The organism is Glycomyces mayteni (assembly GCF_042428885.1).
In the GTDB taxonomy this organism is placed as follows: Bacteria; Actinomycetota; Actinomycetes; order Mycobacteriales; family Micromonosporaceae; genus Glycomyces; species Glycomyces mayteni.
Genome location: NZ_JBHMBP010000002.1, coordinates 1,058,195 through 1,077,124, shown reverse-complemented (window position 1 = coordinate 1,077,124; position 18,930 = coordinate 1,058,195). Strand labels below are relative to the sequence as shown.

Annotated in this window: 11 protein-coding genes; 6 read left to right on the top strand and 5 right to left on the bottom strand. The window is 68.6% G+C overall.

The features are described from left to right. Window positions 1-59 precede the first annotated feature (59 nt). Entirely contained in the window at window positions 60-7,001 is a 6,942-nt protein-coding gene (locus ACFFXY_RS11590) for a DUF5979 domain-containing protein (protein ID WP_382350019.1), read from the bottom strand. A gap of 178 nt (window positions 7,002-7,179) precedes the next feature. On the opposite strand from ACFFXY_RS11590, the gene ACFFXY_RS11585 reads away from it, so the two are divergent. The 3 genes from ACFFXY_RS11585 (at window position 7,180) to ACFFXY_RS11575 (ending at window position 9,433) form a co-directional block, all read left to right on the top strand. Next, window positions 7,180-7,686 carry a MarR family winged helix-turn-helix transcriptional regulator gene (locus ACFFXY_RS11585; RefSeq protein ID WP_382350017.1) on the top strand — a complete coding sequence of 169 codons (507 nt, stop codon included), beginning with the start codon at window positions 7,180-7,182 and terminating at the stop codon, window positions 7,684-7,686. Window positions 7,687-7,763: 77 nt separating this feature from the next. Next, window positions 7,764-8,807 (top strand): LLM class flavin-dependent oxidoreductase, encoded by a 1,044-nt coding sequence (locus ACFFXY_RS11580; protein WP_382350014.1) that lies wholly within the window; start codon window positions 7,764-7,766, stop codon window positions 8,805-8,807. Beyond that, complete coding sequence (locus tag ACFFXY_RS11575; protein ID WP_382350011.1) at window positions 8,804-9,433, top strand: NADPH-dependent F420 reductase; 630 nt, start codon at window positions 8,804-8,806, stop codon at window positions 9,431-9,433. Before ACFFXY_RS11580 ends, ACFFXY_RS11575 begins: the two co-directional genes overlap by 4 nt. Before the next feature lie 26 nt (window positions 9,434-9,459). On the opposite strand, the gene ACFFXY_RS11570 is transcribed toward ACFFXY_RS11575, so the two are convergent. Beyond that, entirely contained in the window at window positions 9,460-10,026 is a 567-nt protein-coding gene (locus ACFFXY_RS11570) for a TetR/AcrR family transcriptional regulator (RefSeq protein ID WP_382350008.1), read from the bottom strand. Window positions 10,027-10,119: 93 nt separating this feature from the next. On the opposite strand from ACFFXY_RS11570, the gene ACFFXY_RS11565 reads away from it, so the two are divergent. Then, the gene (locus ACFFXY_RS11565) at window positions 10,120-11,037 is read left to right on the top strand and encodes an NmrA/HSCARG family protein (RefSeq protein ID WP_382350005.1); all 918 of its coding nucleotides are present in this window, start codon (window positions 10,120-10,122) and stop codon (window positions 11,035-11,037) included. Window positions 11,038-11,095: 58 nt separating this feature from the next. On the opposite strand, the gene ACFFXY_RS11560 is transcribed toward ACFFXY_RS11565, so the two are convergent. Further along, the gene (locus tag ACFFXY_RS11560; RefSeq protein ID WP_382350002.1) at window positions 11,096-12,007 is read right to left on the bottom strand and encodes a peptidase inhibitor family I36 protein; all 912 of its coding nucleotides are present in this window, start codon (window positions 12,005-12,007) and stop codon (window positions 11,096-11,098) included. 544 nt (window positions 12,008-12,551) lie between these two features. On the opposite strand from ACFFXY_RS11560, the gene ACFFXY_RS11555 reads away from it, so the two are divergent. Beyond that, the gene (locus ACFFXY_RS11555; protein WP_382349999.1) at window positions 12,552-13,478 is read left to right on the top strand and encodes an esterase/lipase family protein; all 927 of its coding nucleotides are present in this window, start codon (window positions 12,552-12,554) and stop codon (window positions 13,476-13,478) included. Further along, window positions 13,465-15,888, top strand: a complete 2,424-nt coding sequence (locus ACFFXY_RS11550) for a tetratricopeptide repeat protein (protein WP_382349996.1) — start codon at window positions 13,465-13,467, stop codon at window positions 15,886-15,888. The genes ACFFXY_RS11555 and ACFFXY_RS11550 overlap by 14 nt, the downstream gene beginning before the upstream one ends. Before the next feature lie 26 nt (window positions 15,889-15,914). Here the strand turns inward: ACFFXY_RS11550 and ACFFXY_RS11545 are convergent, their stop codons facing one another. After that, on the bottom strand, window positions 15,915-17,498 hold the full coding sequence (locus tag ACFFXY_RS11545; RefSeq protein ID WP_382349993.1) for a Na+/H+ antiporter: 1,584 nt from the start codon (window positions 17,496-17,498) through the stop codon (window positions 15,915-15,917). A gap of 45 nt (window positions 17,499-17,543) precedes the next feature. Beyond that, window positions 17,544-18,926, bottom strand: a complete 1,383-nt coding sequence (locus ACFFXY_RS11540) for a tryptophanase (protein ID WP_382349990.1) — start codon at window positions 18,924-18,926, stop codon at window positions 17,544-17,546. Window positions 18,927-18,930 lie beyond the last annotated feature (4 nt).

Here is an 18,930-nt window from a genome sequence, read left to right as displayed (position 1 = left end):
TGTGGATCGTGGTCTCTCCTCTGTTCCCCCGCCGCGCGGATTTCACACCCGCGCCGGTCTCACGCCCTGCGCCTCGCGGCGAGGAGCAGGCCCGCGCCGACGACGAGGAACACCAGGGCCGCGGTCGCGGCGTAGCGGAGGTCGGTGCCGGTCACGGTGAGGACCGGGCCGTCCCAGGCGTTGACGACGACGGCGTCGTCGCAGGTCGCGGCGTCGCAGGCGGCGACGGTGAACGTGCCGCCGTCGGCGCCGTTCACGGTGAGCGCCGTGCGGTCGGCGCCGCCGTCGCCGGGCTCGGTGAGCGTGCAGTCCGCGCCGACCGGGAGGTCGGTGTAGACGGCGGTGCCGCCGCCGGTGATCGTGCGCTCAGAGCCGCCGGGGACGTTCACCGCAGCGCCGCCCAGGGTGCAGTCGAGGTCGATGGTGAAGTCGTCGCCGTCGTGGTCGGTGGCGCCCGCGCCGGCGAGGCGCTTGGCGACCGCGAGGCCGCCGAGGTCGAACCGGTTGGTCACGGTGATCTCGGCGGTGTCGCGGCGCGGGATCGTCGCCGGGCCGCCGGAGACGGTGACCTCGGCGGCGCCTCCGGTCTGCGTCTCGGTCGCGGTGCAGACCGCGCCGGTCGGCAGGCCCTCGTAGAGCGCGGGCTCGTCGGCGGTGAACTCGCGGGTCGGGCCGCCGGGGATCGTCACGTCGAGGACGCCTTCGCCGGTGTCGAAGTCGCAGTCCAGCGAGACGGTGAAGGGCCCGGCGCCGTACAGGTCGGCGCCTTCGCCGGTGACCTCCTTGACGACCCGCAGCGAGCCGGAGGAGAGCACGTTGACCGCGTGCATCTCCGCGGTCGTGCCGGAGCCGATCGTGACGGTGTCCGGCATGATCGCCGAGAACGTCGCGCCGCCCTTGCCGGTCTCGACCGCGGTGCACACCGCGCCCTCGGGGAGGTCGGTGATCGTCGCGTCGAGCGGCCGGGTGCCGCCGAGGACGACCGCGCCCTCGTAGACGGTGCGGTCGCCGGTGGCGTCGTCGAGCGTGCAGGTGACCTCGATCGTGAAGGGGCCGGGCGTGACCGGGCCGGTGCCGGAGCCGAAGACCTTCTTGAGGAGGCTCAGCGAGCCGGTGCCGAAGGTGTTCAACATGGTCGCGATGTTGACGGTGCCGTCCGCGTCCGGCGAGAGCGTGAGGTCGGCGCTGGGGCCGTCGGTGGTGACGGTGTTGCCGCCGTCGTCCACGGTGATGGAGACGTCGGCGCCCTTGCCGTCGGTCTCGGCGACGGTGCATTCCGCGCCCGCGGGCAGGCCCGTGAACTCGGCGCTGCCGCCGCCGGTCAGCTCGGCGGTCATCGGGTCGTCGGCGCTGTGCCCGGTCGCGTAGACCGGCTCGCCGAGGAACGTGCAGTCGACGCGGATGGTGAAGGGCCCGTAGGTGATCGGGTCGCCGTTCTGGTCGACGGCGGTGGAGTTCACCTGCTTGCGGACGACAAGTCCGGCGAAGTCGTAGGTGTTCACGGCGACGATGGTGAGCGGGTCGTCGGTCTCGCGGGTGACGGTGACGGTGGTGGCCTCGAAGGAGGTGGCGCCGTTCGCGTCGTCCTCGGTGACGGTGCATTCGGCGCCGTACGGGAGGTCGGTGACGGTGACCGTCTCACCGGCCCTCACGGTCTGCACGGCGTCGTCGCCGAGGGGCACCTCCCCCTCGACGCGGGTGCCGACCGCCGATCGGCACGTCAGGTTGAGCACGAACTCGTCCGGCGCGAACGCCGCGCCGTCGCCGGTGACCTCCTTGCGGATCGCGAGGTGCCCGGTGGCGAGGGCGACGCCGACGCGCTCGCCTTCGGTGAGCGGCAGGACGGTGCCCCGGTCGGTCGTGCCGCCGACGGACGCGGAGTTCCACGCGAGGGTGTCGGGACCGGCCGTGGCCGAGAACGGCGGCGCGGTCATGCGGAACTCGAACCCGATCTTGTCGAGCGGCATGAACTCGTGGCCCGCGGGGAAGACCGCCTCGTACCGCAGCGCCGTGATGCGGTCGAGCACCGCATCGGTGAACGCGGGGCCGCCGAACTGCGGAAACAGCGTCCAGTCCCCGTCCGGGCAGGCGACCACGCGGGTGCGGGTGCACGGGTCGGTGCTGTCGGCCCAGTACAGGCGCAGCACGGTGCCCGGCGGGACGGGCGTGGTCATGCGCGCGGTGCCCTCGAACAGCGGGCGCCACTGCGAGCCGCGCTGGTTCGGGTTGATCGCCCCGGTGTCGCCGGGCGTGGGGAGCTGGTCGAAGCCGGTGACCTGGCGCAGGCCGAGGTTGCCGGAGTTGGTGGCCTCGAAGCGCCACCAGTGGTCGCCGCCGGGCTTGAGGATCGGGACGCACGGCGACTTGTAGAACCCGGCCGCGTCCGGCGTGCAGTCGGCGGCGTCGGTGTTCGGGTCCGTGGAGAGGTTCCCCAGCTCGTCGTCCTCGGCCATGACGGTCTTGACCGAGCGCATGGAGGCCGCGGAGGTGACGGTGACCGAGGCGGTGGCCTTGCACTCGCCGGTGGCCGGGTCCAGGGTGCCGTCGCACTCGTCCCAGGGCCGGTCGCCGCTGACGCCGACGGTGTTGGCGACGACGGTGCCCGCGGCGACGCCGGGCCGCACCGTCAACTGGATCGTGATCGTGTAGGTCTGGCCCACTTCGAGGACCGAGCCCGGCGGGAACGTGAACCGGATCTGCTCGACGTTCCCGGTGACGTCGGGCGCGACGTCGGCGGCGTCGGTCGGCAGGGCCGGGCCGCTCGGCGGCTCGGGCGCGTCGCCCGCGAGCGCGTAAGCGAACGCGCCCTCGCCGCCCGGATGGGCGTCCTCGTCCCACCTGAGCTGGGCCCCGGTGGCGTCGGTGGGGAGCACGTCGGTGATCACGGGGTCCACGATCGCGCGGCTGCCGGTGTTGGTGACCTGGAGCGTGTACGGGACGGTCGCGGAGGGGGCCTTGACGCCGCCGTCCACTGCGCCGTCGGCGAGCTTGACGACCTTGACGGAGTTGTCGACGTGCCGGTACAGGACCGTGGCGGTCGCGGAGTCCTCGGCGCTCACCGGTTGGCCGTCCACGATGACCGCGCCCTTGGCGACGACGTCCACGGTGTTGGTGGCGATGCCCGCGGCGGTCTCGCCGGGGGCCGGGTCGTTGCCGGTGAGGTCGGACTGGACCGGGCCGCCGGTGCGCAGGTCGTCGCGGCGGACGAGCGAGACGTTGACGGCCTGGAGCGGGTTCGCCGGGTTCTCCCAGATCTTCCCGTCGGCGCGGGTGAAGGTGAACCGCAGGCCCTGCACGTCGGCGGCGGCGACGCCGGCGGGCAGCGCGAGCGAGGTCGCGGGGGCGCCGTTCGTCCAGGCGCCGCCGGTGACGGCGACGCCGGAGCCGGTGTCGGTGAACGTGCCGCCGGTGAAGGCGTCCACTTGGACGCGGTCGATCGGGGCCGTGAACCGGAACGTGCCGAAGCCGGAGAAGTCGTACTGGTTCCACAGCAGCGGCTCGTCGTCGGTGAGCGTCATGAGGTTCGTGCGGGTGGTGCCGCCGGGCCTGCCGGTGACGGTCATCGTGACCGGGCCGTTGGAGGGCTCCACGATCTGGCTGGGGCTGAAGGACTTCCCGGCGGTGACGGTGATGTCGATGCCGGTGAGGACGATCGTGGCGTCGTCGGTGGCGGTCGGCTTGTCCTCGTCGGTGCCGCCGAGGTCGGCGACCTTGGCCTGCACGTCGTTCGCGACGGGCGAGTCGGCGGTGGTGACCGCGTCCCCGGAGGACCGGTGCGCGGCGCGCAGGCGCAGGTCGAGGACGAGGTCCGCGGTGGCGCCCGCGTCTATGCGGCCGTCGTGCGAGACGGTGATCCCCACGGCGTCGGCCAGCTCGGCCTCGGTGAGCGCCAGGGCCTCGTCCACGGTGTACGCGCCGGTCGTCCCGTCGGCGAACGTGAGCGTGACGGTGGTGGCGGTGGTTCCTTCGGGGACGGTGATCGACACGATCTGCTTGAGGTCGAAGACGTCGAACGGGTCGTCGGTGGTCGGTTCGGCGATGGTGAGGTTGTCGACCTTCGCGGCGGTGCGGTTGTGCGCGGTGATGGAGACGCGCCCGGACGGGTAGCTCGCGGGGTCGGTGCCCGTGGGCGGGATGCCGAGGGGCCCGCCGGTCCAGCTCTTGGCGACGTCGACGTTCAGGGGCACGTCGATGATGAGCACGTCGTCGGCGCCGGTGTCGGTGACGACCTGGTCGCCGCCGGTGGAGCCGGTGGCGCGGGCGGTGTCGTGGACCTCGCCGGGCGATCCGGCCACGTTGTACTCGCGGGAGCCCAGGACCGGGTCGGGGTCGGCCTGCGGGTCGCGGACCTCGTCGCGGATCTGGAAGGTGAGGCGCAGGGCGCGGTCGTTGCCGCTGGAGCGCGAGACGCCGTCGCCGACCTGCGGGAGGGTTGGGTCGGTGCCGATGCGGTCGGCGCGGGTGGGGCTCTCGGTGAAGACAAGGCGGACGCTGGTGGTCGTGGCCTGCTCGTCGGCGGTGAGCGTGTAGCCGGGGAAGGTCCCGTCGCACGCGTCGGGGCAGGGGTCGCCGGCGGCGCGGACCCAGGCGGTGCCGTTCCACAGTTCGACGCGGTCGACGGCGTCGTAGGTGAGCCAGGGATCGTCGGCGGCGCTGATGGCGTCGATCGCGACGAGGTCGAAGGCGTTGAAGAAGGAGTCGCCGACGGCGGTGGTCTCGGGGTCGGCGACGTCGGAGACCACGACCTGGTCGAGGCCGGAGTAGCCGCCGGTGGACCAGTTGATCTGCGCGTCGATCCGGTCGCCGGAGCGGGCGGTGATGGTCTTGCCCGCGCCGGGCTGGGGTTCGAGGAAGGTCTTGTCGATGAGGGAGCCTTCGCCGGGGGTGACCGGGTTCAGGCCGACGGTGGCGCAGGCGTCGTCGGGGCGGGGCGCGGTGACGTCGTCGTTCGAGGCGCCGGCGGAGGCGCAGTCGGTGACGGTCTCGTCGGTCCCGGCGACGTCGCCGGAGCCGTCGCGCTTCTGGTCGCGCAGGGCCGCTTGGAAGTTCGGGGACACGGAGGTGCCGGGCTCGAAGCCGTCGGGGTCGGCGTAGTCGAATTTCAGGCCCTGGATGGAGTCCTGGAGGTCGGCGGGGATCGGGATGTTGACGACGGCCGCGCCTTGGAGGTCTTCGGCGCCGGGCAGGACGATCCATTGGGCGCCGTCCCAGTAGGAGACGGTGAGGGTCGCGCCCGAGGGGATCGCGGTCTGGGTGATCGCGGTGGCGTTGAAGCTGTTCCAGAACGGGTCCGGGTCGGGGTTCGGCGGGACGGTGGCGGGGTCCTGGACGACGATGTGGGTGGCGTCGGCGGTGGAGGTCGGGAACGGGGAGACGCGGGACGGGAGCTGGACGACGACCTTCTCTCCCGTGACGGAGTTGATCTCGGTGGGGGTGATGCGCTTGCCGACCTCGACGGCGAGGCGCTCGGCGAGGGTGGTGAGCGTGTCGGAGGCGGTCGCGGAGCCGGTGTCGTCGCCTTCGGCGACCTCGACGAGGACCTGGTTGGCGTGGGCGACCTCGTCGGCGGTCTGGTCGGGGTCGGTGTCGACGGTGAAGGGGATGGTGGCCTGGGCCCCGGTGATGATGTCGCCGGTGAAGACGACGGTGAAGCCGGTGACCGTGCCGTTCGGCGCGGGGAGCGTGTCGGGGTCGGCGGCGGTGAGGGTCTCGGTGGTGCCGTCGTCGTAGGTGTAGGTGACGGTGGCGGCGGTGGCGCCGCTGGGCCAGGCGACGCCGTCGGTGAAGCCGGTGAAGGTGAGGCCGTTCTCGAACGGGTTGGGGGTGGACGGGTCGGGTTCGGTGACGGTCATGGTGTCGGCCGCGGTCCCGGTGTTCGTGCCGGTGAGGGTGACGGTGGAGGGGTCTCCGGCGGCGACGGGGTCGGGGTCGAAGGTCTTGGTCGCGGCGGCGGCGATGTCGAGGGGGACGATCGTGTAGTCGGCGTCGGCGTCGCCGGTGGCGGTCTGGCCTTCGGCGGCGGTCTCGGCGGTGACGGTGTTGTTCACGGCGGTCTGGGCGTCGATGTCGGTGACGTTGTCGCGCTGGACGAGGTCGATCTGGACGCCCGCGGTCCCACCCGCGGGGAACGGGTCGCCGCTGGAGTTGGTGTACGTGAGGCGCACGCCGCGCACGTCGGCCGCGTCCACGCCGTCCGGCAGGACCGCTTCGGGTCCGGGGGTGCCCGCGACCCAGGCGCCGTCCACCCAGACCTCGACGAGGACCTGGTCCGCGCCGTCGGGGAGGGTGGTGTCGCCGAAGCCGGTGAAGGCGAGGTAGTCGAAGGGGTTGGGGTCGGCGGCGGGGTCGGTCGGGTCGGTGATCGTGAGGGACTCGATGTCGCCGTTGGACTTGTCGGTGGCGCCGAGGGTGAGGGTGGTGGGGGTGCCGGGCCGGGCGACGGCCTGGTCGGGGTCGAAGGACTTGGTCGCCTCGACGGCGAGTTCGAGGGGCACCGAGGGCGTGACGGTGGCGCTGTCACTGGCCGAGGGGGCGTTGGAGGCGGCGACGGCGGCGTTGTTGGTGACCGGGACGCCGTCGGCGGAGTGCGGCAGGTCGGGGTCGACCTGGACCTGGATCTGCACGGTCGCGGTCGCACCCGCGGCGAGGCCCTTGGTGCCGTCGCTGAAGGTCTGGTCGAACACGATGGTGACGGTCTGGCCGTCCACGGTGGAGGTGCCGGTGCCGCCGGTGACCTGCGGGGAGCCCTGGACGAGGAACTCGGAGGGGATGACGTCGGTGAGCGTCGCGTCGGCGCAGCTCGGCGTGAAGGAGGTGCAGCCGATGACGACGGTGTACGTGAAGGTCTCTCCGGGCTGGACGGTCTCGACCGAGGCGGTCTTGGTGAGCGTGAGCGTCCCGTCCTGCTGGGCCGAGGCCGAGGTGGCCGGGACGAGCAGCATGACCAGGCCCACCGACAACGCGAGGACCGCGGCCGCCGTCTTCCGTCCGAACGACCGCATGGACACCTCCGCTATCGACGACCGGCCACTGTGCACAGGGCACGACTCACGGGACGATATCACTCTCGGTGACCAATTGCCGTCGTAAAGTGCGTTCCGTCCCCCCGGCCGCGTTCTCGCGTCCTCGCCGCGCGGGTGCATAATTGACGTATCAGTTACCCGGAACCGGAGGTCGCCCATGTCGCAGCGCAGAGGCCGCACCGCGCTCACCCGCACCGAGCTCGACAGCTGGCGCGTGTTCGTCGAGACCACCGAGGACCTGCGCGCGACGCTGGCCGGGCGGCTCCAGTCCGAGAGCGGGATCTCGGCCGGGGACTACCGGGTGCTGCTGGAGCTGAGCGAGGCCCCCGGGCGGCGCCTGCGGTCCTCGCACCTGGCCGACGCGATCGGCTGGGAGCGCAGCCGCCTCTCGCACCACCTGGGGCGGATGGAGAAGCGGGGCCTGATCCGGCGCGAGGCCGCCGCGGGCGACAACCGCGGGGCCGAGGCCGTGCTCACCAACGAGGGGCGCGACGCGCTGCGCCGCTCCAGCGTGCCGCACTTCCACGCCATCCGGGAGCTGTTCCTCGACGCGCTCACCCCGGCGCAGCTCGCCGCGGCCCGGGACGTGGCCGAGACGCTCCGGGACCACCTCGCCGCGCTGGAGCGGCCGGGGGTGTCGCGCGCCGCACTCGGGCCCGAATAGTTGACGCGTCATGGACAGGCTTCTATGATTGACACGTCAACCAGTTTCCGGCCCCGGGCCGGGCGAAGGAGCGCACCGTGAACGCCATCGAGTTCGGCATCGACAGCTTCGGGGACCTGCCCCGCGACGAGCAGGGCGAGGTCGTGTCCTACGCGGAGGCCATCCGCGCCACCGTCGAGGAGGCCGTGGTCGCCGACCAGGCCGGCGTCGACGTCGTGGCCCTCGGCGAGCACCACCGGCCCGAGTTCGCGATCTCCTCCCCCGAGACCGTCCTCGCCGGGATCGCCGCCAAGACCGAGCGCATCCGCCTCTCCTCGGGCGTGACCGTCCTCAGCTCCGACGACCCCGTGCGGGTCTTCCAGCGGTTCGCCACCGTCGACGCGCTCTCGAACGGGCGCGCGGAGATCATCCTCGGCCGCGGCTCCTTCACCGAGTCGTTCCCGCTGTTCGGGTACGACATGGCCGACTACGACGTGCTGTTCGAGGAGAAGATCGACCTGTTCCACAAGCTGCTCGACGAGCGGCCCGTGACGTGGAAGGGCACGCAGCGCGCGACCCTGGTCGACCAGGACGTGTTCCCCAAGACCGAATCGGGCCGCCTGCCCACCTGGGTCGGCGTCGGCGGCAGCCCGCAGTCGGTCGTGCGCACCGCGAAGTACGGCTTCCGGCTCATGCTCGCCGTCATCGGCGGCCCCGCCGACCGCTTCGCGCCCTACGTCGACCTGTACCGCCGCGCCGCCGACCAGCTCGGGACCACCGCCTACCCGGTCGGCCTCCACTCCCCCGGCTTCATCGCCGACACCGACGAGGAGGCCAAGGAGCTGTTCTACCCCGGCTACAAGGTCGTGCGCGACCGCATCGGGGCGCTCCGCGGCTGGCAGCCGCTGCGCCGCGAGGAGTTCGACAGCGAGGTCGCCCGCGGGTCGCTCTACATCGGCTCGCCCGAGACGGTGGCCCGCAAGATCGCCGGGGCCGTCCAGGCGCTCGACGTCGGCCGCTTCGACCTCATCTACTCCGCGGGCGGCGCGATGTCCGCGAGCGCGCGCCTGCGCGCCGTGGAGCTGTACGGCGACAAGGTGGTCCCGATGGTGAAGGACCTCCTGGCGGACGGTTCGCGATGAGCGGCCCGCAGACCGTGGGCGTCCTCGGCGCGGGCAAAGTGGGCACCGTCCTCGCCCGCCTCGCGGTCGCCGCCGGGTACCGGGTCCGCATCGCCGGCTCGGGCGACCCCGCGAAGATCGCGCTCACCGTCGAGGTCCTCGTGCCCGGCGCGGAGGCGGTTGCCCCCGACGAGGCCGTGCGCGGGGCCGACATCGTGGTCCTCGCGCTGCCGTTGGGCAAGTTCCGCGCGATCCCGGACCCGGGCGGCGCGCTGGTCGTGGACGCCATGAACCACTGGTGGGAGGTCGACGGCCCGCGCGAGCGCGTCCTCGACCCGGGCGTCACCTCCAGCGAGGCCGTGCGCAAGCACCTCGGCGCGGACCGGTACGTCAAGGCGTTCAACCACATGGGGTACCACGACCTCCAGGCCGAGGCCCGCCCCGCGGGGGCGCCGGGCCGCAAGGCGATCGCCGTCGCGGGCGACGACGACGCCGACACCGCGGCCGCCGCGTCCTTCGTGGACGCGCTGGGCTTCGACCCGGTCGTCGCGGGGCCCCTGGCAGAGGGCGCCCGCATGGAGCCGGGCAGTCCGGTGTTCGGCGCGAACGTCGAGGCGGACGAGCTGCGGAGGCTCCTCGGGGGCTGAGGTCCTCCGGCGGTCCGGCCCGGGGCTCAGTGCTGCGGGCCCATGCCCGTGAAGGCGAGCTGGAACAGCCGCCGCGCCTGCGCGGCGGGGTCCGGGTAGTGCTCGGTGGCCATCGCGATGCCCGCGATGAGCGCGAGCAGATCGGCCAGGGTGACCTCGGGCGACACCGCGCCGTCCCGCACGGCGTCCCGCAGCAGCGGCGCGGCCGCGTCCTCCAGCGTCGCCGCGCACCCGTTGACGTGCGCGGGCTCGACTTCGACGCCGCCGGGGACCAGGACGGCCGCCAGGCCCCGGGCGGTCGCCGAGTAGTCGACCACCTCGTTGAGCCATTCCAGCAGCGCCGACCGGCTCTCGCCGGTGCCGGACAGCGCCCGCGCCCGCTCGCTCAGGTCCTCGATGCGCTGGTGGGACACGGCTTCCAGGAGCGCCCGGCGGGTCGGGAAGTGCCGCCGGACCGTCGCCGACCCCACGCCCGCGACGCGCGCGATCTGCTCCAGGGACGCGTTCGCGCCGTGCTCGGCGACCTCGTCGACGGCCACGGCGAGGATGCGCCGGTAGTTGCGCCGCGCGTCGGCGCGCTGCCCGTCGGACATCGCTCCACCTCCAGGTTTGCTAAACGGCGGGGTCCGCCATATCATAGCCGGAGAAAAACGGCGGACCCCGCCGTTTCTGATCCGAGGAGACCCATGACCACTCCCACCGCACCCGTCCTCGTCACCGGCGCGACCGGCAGGCAGGGCGGCGCGACCGCCCGGTCCCTGCTCGCCGCCGGCGTCCCCGTCCGCGCCCTCGTGCGCGACCCGGACGCCGACCGCGCCCGGGAGCTCCAGGCCCGCGGCGTCGAACTCGTCGCGGGCGACCTGCGCGACCGCGACTCGATCGTCCGCGCCGCGACGGGCGCCCGCGCCGTGTTCTCCGTGCAGATGCCCGCCGCGGGGTCCGACGGATTCGACTTCGCGGGCGAGGTCGTCCAGGGCGTCAACCTCATCGAGGGCGCGCTCGCCGCCGGGGTGCCCCAGTTCGTGCACACCTCCGTCAGCGGGGCCGGGCAGCACACCGAGGTCCCCGGCTGGGACGAGGGGCGCTGGGACTACATGGCGCCGACGCTCGGCGCCAAGGCCGCTGTCCAGGACCGGCTCCGCGAGGCCGGGTTCGCGCACTGGACGCTGCTCAAGCCCGCGTTCTTCATGGAGAACTTCCTGCCGTCCATGGCGTTCCTGTTCCCCCGCGGCCTCGACGGCGGCCTGGTGAGCGTCCTCCACCCGCACACCCGCCTGTCGCTCATCGCGGCGGACGACGTCGGCGCGGCCGCGGCGGCGGCCCTCGCCGAGCCCGGGCGCCTCGACGGCGTCGAACTGGAACTCGCGGGCGACTTCCTGTCGATGGACGAGATCGCCGAGACGCTGTCCGCCGCGCTGGGTCGGCGGTTCGCGGCGCCCGACATGGACGAGGCGGAGGCGCTGGCCGCAGGGATGCCGCCGATGGGCGCGTCGCACCAGTGGATGAACGACGTCAGCCAGCCCGCGCGGCCGGAGTTCGCGAGGGCGCTCGGCCTGCCGCTCACCGATTTCGCGACCTGGACGAAGCGGCACCTGGCGACCTGACGCGTCGAGCCGCGGAGGGCCGGGGCCCTCCGCGGCTCATCGCGCGTGTCGTGCGGGGTCAGCCGAACTGGCAGCAGGTGTTGTAGCCCCTGGCGGTCCAGAAGCTTGTCGGGTTGGGGTTGGTGAGCGTGGGGTCGCCGACGCTCGGGGCCGCCGCGGTCTGGCGGCCGTTGCGCATCTCGACGTGCGTGTGCGCGCCGCCGGAGGAGCTGATGCCGCGCCAGTCCTCGACGCCGATCTTCTGTCCTACAGAGATGGTCGCGCCGACGCCGACCGTCGGGTCCAGGTGCAGGTAGACGACGGTCTTGTCCAGGCTGGAGTTGTAGACGGCGAGGGTCGACAGGCCGCCGGAGCCGCGGGAGCCCTCGGTCATGCGGACCACCGTGCCGGAGACCGGCGCGTACACCGAGGCGCCGACGGCGTGCGCGATGTCCACGCCCTCATGGCGTCCCGAGGTGGTGGTGTAGCCGTCGAAGTACGCGGTGATGCTCGCCGAGGACGAGTGGTAGACGGCGTATTCGAGGTTGTCGGTGGCGTCGCCGCTGACGCCGACGAGGTGCCCGGCGTTCTCGTTCTTCAGGTAGGCGCGGAGGTTCGCCTCGGCTCCCGGGCTGAAGTTGTCGATCGGGCCGCTGTAGCCGCTGTTGTAGAAGACGGTGACGTACCGGCCGGTGCGGTTCCAGGCGGAGGCGGCGTTGTTCTTGACGCACTGGCCCTGGCCGGCGCCCGCGCCGATGTACACGTAGCAGCCCGAGCCGGTGCCGTAGTCGCTGATCGACCCGGCGAAGTCGCTCACCGAGCCGGACGTGTCGCTGTTGTAGTAGAGGCAGAACTCTCCGGACTCGCACACGCCGTTGCGCGCCGTCGCGGCCTGCGCGGGCGCGATCCCGGCGAGGGCCGCGGCGACGCCCATGAGCGCCGCCGCGAAGACCGCGAGCAGGGTGTGCCGCTTCGATCTGATCCAACTCATGACTGCTCCTTGCGGAAGGGGGTAGGAAGGAGGCCGCATTCAGGATGTGACAGGAATCTTCACAAGTCAAGAAGTCCATGAAGGAATTCTTCGTGTCGAAGCCGGAAACCCTAGCGCGCGGACGACGACCGACATGGCCGGCCTTCGAAGACCGCTCGAAATTGATCTGCTACTTGAGTTACAACAGGCATACAAAGTGACCCGTGCGACCTATTAGAGTCGCAATCATTGAACACTATTTACAATATCCAAGGCCATCAGACTTGAACGTTGACATGCCCTCAGCAGCACTCGCCATGCCAATCACACACAGATGATGTCCGATGCCGCCACCGTTCCGGGGCATAGTAAACTCCGGACTCTTACATTCGCATAACAACAAGGATCAGCCCAGGCGCACCTCAATTTGGGCGAAGCGTTCCGCGATCAACGGCAGGTAATTCAGTCGAACCAATTGTGAAGCGCGACACATTTCAATAAATCCAACCTCTGACTAAATTCCCCTTTGAATACCGTTCGAGCGCACTTCGCGCTGTGAGGTGACATGAGAGCTGCTGTAGTACTCATCCATGGCATATTCTCTGACGCTTCGGCGTGGGATGAATTGCGTGCACTTATGGACTCGGATGATGATTTGTCCAGTTTTACGCATCAGCCTTTTGAGTATCCTACGCCGCCGTTCAATTTCAACCCTTTTGTCCGTATTCCGGACTTCGACGACCTTGCCGAAGTGCTCACGGGATATATCGAGCGAGTCTGTCGGGATTACGACTACCTTGTCATCGTGACACACAGTCAAGGAGGACTTATTCTTCAGAGATTCCTCGCACAGATGGTACGCGCGGGCCGAGGATACGATCTCGCCAGAATCAAACGAATAGTTTTGTACGCTTGTCCGAATACCGGATCCACGTTCCTTGGACCCGTTCGAACTTTTGTGCGGAGGATTATTCGAAACCCTCAAGAGAAAAGCCTCAAGACCCTCTGTGCAGAAGTTGCGGCTGCGCATCGTGAGGTGGTTTCCCGAATTCAGGGCGCCGACTGCATCTCCGAAAGCAAGTGCCCCATCCCTATCAGGGCCTACGCCGGAGCTTCGGATCGTATCGTGAGGCCGGCCTCAGCCAAAGGAAGCTTCGCCGATATCGGCACGATCCTTGGAAACCATAAGTCGATCATTAGACCGAAATCTGCAAACGCCCAGGTGTACATGGAGTTTCGACAGCTGCTTCTAGATGCAGCCGTACTAGCTGAACATCCGGTTCTGGGCGCTCCGGATCTTGCGATTGGAGGGGCGCTCATGATGGAGAGCAATCCTAATCCAATCGCCACCTGGATGAGATCCTATCCTGGCGGAGTTAGCGATACAATCTCAATTCATAACCAAGATGCCTTGGACCGACTGACGAGTACACCGCCCATGCCTGAGCTGCTCTGGCCGAAACCGGAGGGAGAACCAGATGACTGCGAGTGAGCACTGGTTCGAGAAATTCGCCCGAGTTCGTAGCATTTGGGATCAGTATCAAGCCGGCGACCGTCACAAGCTTGACCACTTCATTGAATCTCTGCGTGAACTCGTGGACCAGACCTCGTCGCCCGAACTCCATGCGATAGTCCGGACCAACCTTGGAGCAGCGCATCTAGAGCGATGGGTTCGTGATGAGCAGGCCGAAGACATCAAGGAAGCCGTCGAAAACCTGAAATTCGCGGTGCCCACCATTCCGGACCAGGAGTACAGGGCCACTGGGTATGTGAACCTCACGCTGGCATTGCTGCACAGATACTTGCACTCCGGCGATTCCAGCGATCTCGAAGATGCCCTCGATGCTTCGCGCGAAACACGCCTGCTCGAATCTCGCCGAGCAGATAACGAGGATCCTGACATACAAAGCCATCTTAGAATGACACTCGAACGCTGGGTGGAGTTCGGGCTTGCAAAGGCATTGTCGCATACGATCACGGCCGAGCGCATGACGCAGAGTGATTGGTATATTCTACTTAGAAAGCTTGTCGTCGCACGCCGCTTCCTGGGGAACGAACATCAAATATCGATTGAATTGATGAGTCAACTCGCAAGTATTCTGCATGAACGCGGAAGACTAGGCGAAGCACGGGAGCTCTACGAGCAAGCCTATGCGAGCTATCGTATTTCGGAAGGCAGGGACCATCCGGGAACCCTAATTTCCGCATCAAACCTAGCGATACTTCGAGAGCAGCAAGGCGATCTCGAAGGCGCGAAGGACATTTACGGCTCTGTCTTGGACACTTGGCGAAGGATCGGCGAACCGAAAATGGAGGCCGCCTCCTTGGCTTCCATTGGCCTCGCCAGATGCATCGGTGAGCTAGGAAAGCCGGAGCAAGCCGCCGAGATGCTGATCGAAGCGATTCAGTCGACGAAACACCTCCATGGTGAGTTCCATCCGATCACGATCACCGCCAAAAGAGAACTAGCGTCATGGACTGGCGAGGCCGGTAATGCGGCTGCTGCATCAGAAATGCTTGGGCTGATCCTCAGGGATTGCGAGTCAGTTTTGGGATCGAATCATCCCACAATGCTCACGGTCCGCGGATTTCAGGCGTCATGGAACGCACGCTCTGGCCGGATTGAAGAAGCCCTGCATCAGTTCGAGACGCTTCTCGGAGATCAAGAGCGGCAACTCGGGTCTGATCATCCGGCATCCCTGGTCACTCGCGCGAATATCGCAGCATTCATGGTGGAAAGAAACGATCTTGCCACAGCGCTCCGCGAACTCTCCCGGCTACTTGTGGATCAGCATAGGATCCTCGGGCCGGACCATCCAGATGTGCTTTCGACGCGAATGAAGCTCGCAAAATGTCAGGCCGATCTTGGATATCTTGGCGCCTCCTTGTCGCGGTTCGATCAACTCTCGTTCGACGCAGTGCGAGTTTTGGGAGAGATTCACCCTCTCACCGCAATGATCTTCAATTACCGCAGAGACGTCCTGCATCGTTCCGGATCATTGCCTTCGTCGAGCAACTCGAATCAAGCCGCTTCCCCTAGCGGTCCGATTGCAGTGATTATTGGAATCAATGTAGCAGACAATATGCTATTCCCCGATTCAAATGAGATCCGGGGCAACGACGAGCTCGAACAGATTGCTAACCGCGCCCTGAAACGAGCCGGGTTGGGATCACGGAGAATTTCAATCGAACGAGCAGGATCTGACTTCTATATGTCGATTCCAGTTGTGAGCGATTCTCGGACCTTGTTCGGGTCAATGATTATTCAGTTCGTTCGGGAGCTTCAATCGATAAATCAGAACCGGCAGCCGATGAAGCTGAGAATAGCTGGTTCAATCGGCCCCACATCCCGAAGCACCGCAGGGATGAGCAGGGCCTTCATTGAGTGCGCTCGCCTCTTGGATAGCAGTCCTCTGCGATCATTGGAGATCGAGCAGCCTGGCCGATATATGCGCCTCATCATTTCTGACGAATTGCGAAGCCTTTCGAAGGAAATTCCAGAACTTGACTTCGCATTTTCGGAGTTTCGCCAGGTGTCGGTCGGCATTAAGGGATCTCATTTGAATGCTTGGATTGCATCGCAGTCAGCAAGTCATGCAACCCTGGAGCGACGGACGGTTTCATTGCAGGAAGCTTGTGATCTTCTTAGATTGCGATTCGAGACCTTCTCCGATTTTCTGATGAATTCCGATTCTGCGCTCGCAAACGACATGAATCTTGGCGGGCCTGAAGATGTCACGCCACAGGACCGAATCTCGCTGGCCGATCTCGTTTCCGTCCTAGGCGAGCTGACCAAAGATCACTTCACCCTCAGATCGAAGCTCCGAACTGAAGAAGTCAATGAGATCACACGATTGGCACGGAACCTCGACTTCATGCTTCCCTCATTTAACCAGGACTGAATCTTCAACGCCATCCACAATGGTGTCTATTCCTCGTCGTCGGGGGCCGCGATGAGGCGGACCTCCTCGATGTCGAGCGAGGCCTGCATGCGGCGCAGGACGGCGTCGTCGATGCGGCGCTCGTTCCGCAGCCGGATCATGGTGGTGCGCTTCTCGGCGATCACGGCCAGGCGCAGGCGGTTGTAGTCCTCGTGCAGGCGTGCGGCATCGGCGGGGTCGCCGTCCGCGCCGGTGTCGAGGGCCTGGAGGTGCTCGCGCATCTCGGCGTCGAGGCGGCGGACCGTCTCGGGGTCGGCGTCGGTCTCGTCGGCCAGGCGCGGCAGGGCCTCGATCGCGGCGGTGGTGGTCTCGGTGCGCGCCAGCGCGAGTTCGTCGTCGAAGCGGGTGTCGGCGGGGAAGCGGGCCCAGCGGATGACCGCGGGGAGGGCGAACGCGGGCATGAGCATCACGATGATGACCCCGAACGTCACGAACACGATCGTGTCGCGGTCGGGGAAGGGCGCCCCGGAGTCGAGGAAGTGCGGCACGGCCAGCGCGACGGCGAGGGAGACCGCGCCGCGGAAGCCGCAGAGCCCCGAGACGATGCGGGAGCGGTCGCTGACGCGCAGGAGCCGCTGCTGGGGGCGGCGGTCGACGGCGCGGATCAGGTAGGCGGCGATGAAGAGGAACGCGATGCGGGTGGCGGTCATGACGGCGGCGATGGCGAGGACCATCGCGAGGGCGCGGAGGAGCCCGGTCCCGTCGAGGCCGCGGACGGCGGGGTGGGCCTCGATGCCGATGAGGACGAACAGGGCGCCGTTGAGCATGAAGGTGACCAGGCCCCAGAACGCGAAGACCTGGCGTCTGGCGGGCGCGGTGCCGTAGACGGGGCTGGTCTGGCTGACGATGAGTCCGGCGGCGACGGCGGCGAGGACGCCGGAGGCGTGGACGAGTTCGGCGAGGAGGTACGCGGTGAAGGGGATGAGGACGAAGACGGTGCTGGCCGCGGTGGTGTCGGTGATGAAGCGGCGCAAGAAGACCCAGAAGGCGGCGGCGAGCACGCCCGCGATGACGCCGCCCGCGTAGGAGACGAGGAGCTCCCATCCGATGTGGAGGGCGCTGAGGTGCTGCTCCCCCACGACGACGCCGACGGCGAGGCTGAAGACGACGAGGGCGGTGCCGTCGTTGATGAGGCTCTCGGCGCGCAGGACGGTGAGGTTGCGGCGGGGCAGGAGCCGGGAGACGACGCCGACGGCGGTGGCGTCGGTGGGGGCGAGGGCCGCGCCGAGGACCCAGGCGGGGCCCCAGGGGAGGCCGAAGGCGTGGGCGGTGGCGGCGACGGCGCCCGCGGTGACGACGACGAGGAGGGTGCCGCTGAGGAGGATGCCGCGCCGGAACTTGCGGATCTCGCGCAGGGGCGTGTTCATGGCCTCCCACCACAGGAGGGCGGGGAGGAAGAGGAGGAGGACGACGGCGGAGGGGAGTTCGAGGCCGGTGAAGGCGGGGATGAATCCGAGGAGGACTCCGGCGGCGAGCAGCAGGATCGGTGCGGCGATCCCGCTGCGCTGCGCGCCGACGCGGCAGGCCACGAGGGCGGCGCCGATGACGACGATCAGTTCGAGTCCGAGCATGGTGTGGATTCTCCCAAGCCCGGACGCGGGTCGGGCCCGCTTGGCTCAGGCGAGCGGCTCGAATCGGGCCGTGAAGTGGCGCAGGGCCTTCGGTTCGGCGGTGATGCGGTAGCCGGGGAGGCGGTGGGCCCGTTCGGCGAGGCGTTCGCACACTTCGATGACGTAGTCGATGTGGCTCTGGGTGTAGGTGCGGCGGGGGACGGCGAGGCGCACGAGGTCCATGGCGGCGGGCCGTTCGGTGCCGTCGGGCCTGCGGCCGAACATGACGGTGCCGATCTCGCAGGTGCGGACGCCGCCGAGTTCGTAGAGGGCGACGGCGACGGACTGGCCGGGGTAGTGGAGCGGGTCGACGTGCGGCAGGAGCGCGCGGGCGTCGATGTAGACGGCGTGGCCGCCGATGGGGTTGAGGACGGGGATGCCGGCCTTCTGGAGGGCTTCGCCGAGGTAGGCGGTGGAGGTGATGCGGTAGCGGAGGTAGTCGTGCTGCACGGCTTCCTTGAGGCCCTGGGCGAGCGCTTCGAGGTCGCGTCCGGCGAGGCCGCCGTAGGTGGGGAAGCCCTCGGTGAGGATGAGGACGTTGCGGCACTCCTGGGCGAGGTCGGGGTCGTCGAGGGCGAGCCAGCCGCCGATGTTGCCCATGGGGTCCTTCTTGGCGCTCATGGTCATGCCGTCGGCGAGGGCGGCGATGTCGCGGACGATGTCGGCGACGTCGCGTTCGCCTTGGCCCGCTTCGCGTTCGCGGATGAACCAGGCGTTCTCGGCGAACCGGCAGGCGTCCAGGAACAGGGGCTTGCCGTGCTTGTCGCAGATCTCGCGGACGGCGCGGAGGTTGGCGAGGGACACGGGCTGGCCGCCGCCGCTGTTGTTGGTGATGGTGACGAACACGCAGGGCACGTCGGGGCCGCGGGCGGCCAGGAGCGCGTCGAGGGCGGCGAGGTCCATGTTCCCCTTGAAGGGGTGGAGCGAGGCGGGGTCCCTGCCTTCGGCGATGACGAGGTCCACGGCTTCGGCGCCGGTGGCCTCGACGTTCGCCCTGGTGGTGTCGAAGTGGGTGTTGTTGGGGACCACCTTGCCCGGTCCGCCGAGGACGGACATGAGGATGCGCTCGGCGGCGCGGCCCTGGTGGACGGGGATCACGTGCTCGAAGTCGAACAGCTCGCGCACGGCGTCGCGGAACGTGAAGTAGGAGGGGGACCCGGCATAGGACTCGTCGCCGCGCTGGATGGCGGCCCACTGGTCGCGGCTCATGGCGCCCGTGCCGGAGTCGGTGAGGAGGTCGATGAGGACGTCGTCGGCGTGGAGCTGGAACAGGTTGTACGAGGCGGCGGCAATGTGCGCGCGGCGCTCCTCGGCGGTGGTCATGCGGATCGGCTCGACCGTGTGGATGCGGAACGGTTCGATGATCGTGCGGAACTCGGGCTCGCTCATGCGG

Bases quoted from the DNA above. Each gene is read 5' to 3' on its own strand.
- ACFFXY_RS11590 (WP_382350019.1), bottom strand. From the start codon at position 7,001: ATGCGGTCGTTCGGACGGAAGACGGCGGCCGCGGTCCTCGCGTTGTCG.
- ACFFXY_RS11585 (WP_382350017.1), top strand. From the start codon at position 7,180: ATGTCGCAGCGCAGAGGCCGCACCGCGCTCACCCGCACCGAGCTCGAC.
- ACFFXY_RS11575 (WP_382350011.1), top strand. From the start codon at position 8,804: ATGAGCGGCCCGCAGACCGTGGGCGTCCTCGGCGCGGGCAAAGTGGGC.
- ACFFXY_RS11570 (WP_382350008.1), bottom strand. From the start codon at position 10,026: ATGTCCGACGGGCAGCGCGCCGACGCGCGGCGCAACTACCGGCGCATC.
- ACFFXY_RS11565 (WP_382350005.1), top strand. From the start codon at position 10,120: ATGACCACTCCCACCGCACCCGTCCTCGTCACCGGCGCGACCGGCAGG.
- ACFFXY_RS11560 (WP_382350002.1), bottom strand. From the start codon at position 12,007: ATGAGTTGGATCAGATCGAAGCGGCACACCCTGCTCGCGGTCTTCGCG.
- ACFFXY_RS11555 (WP_382349999.1), top strand. From the start codon at position 12,552: ATGAGAGCTGCTGTAGTACTCATCCATGGCATATTCTCTGACGCTTCG.
- ACFFXY_RS11550 (WP_382349996.1), top strand. From the start codon at position 13,465: ATGACTGCGAGTGAGCACTGGTTCGAGAAATTCGCCCGAGTTCGTAGC.
- ACFFXY_RS11545 (WP_382349993.1), bottom strand. From the start codon at position 17,498: ATGCTCGGACTCGAACTGATCGTCGTCATCGGCGCCGCCCTCGTGGCC.
- ACFFXY_RS11540 (WP_382349990.1), bottom strand. From the start codon at position 18,926: ATGAGCGAGCCCGAGTTCCGCACGATCATCGAACCGTTCCGCATCCAC.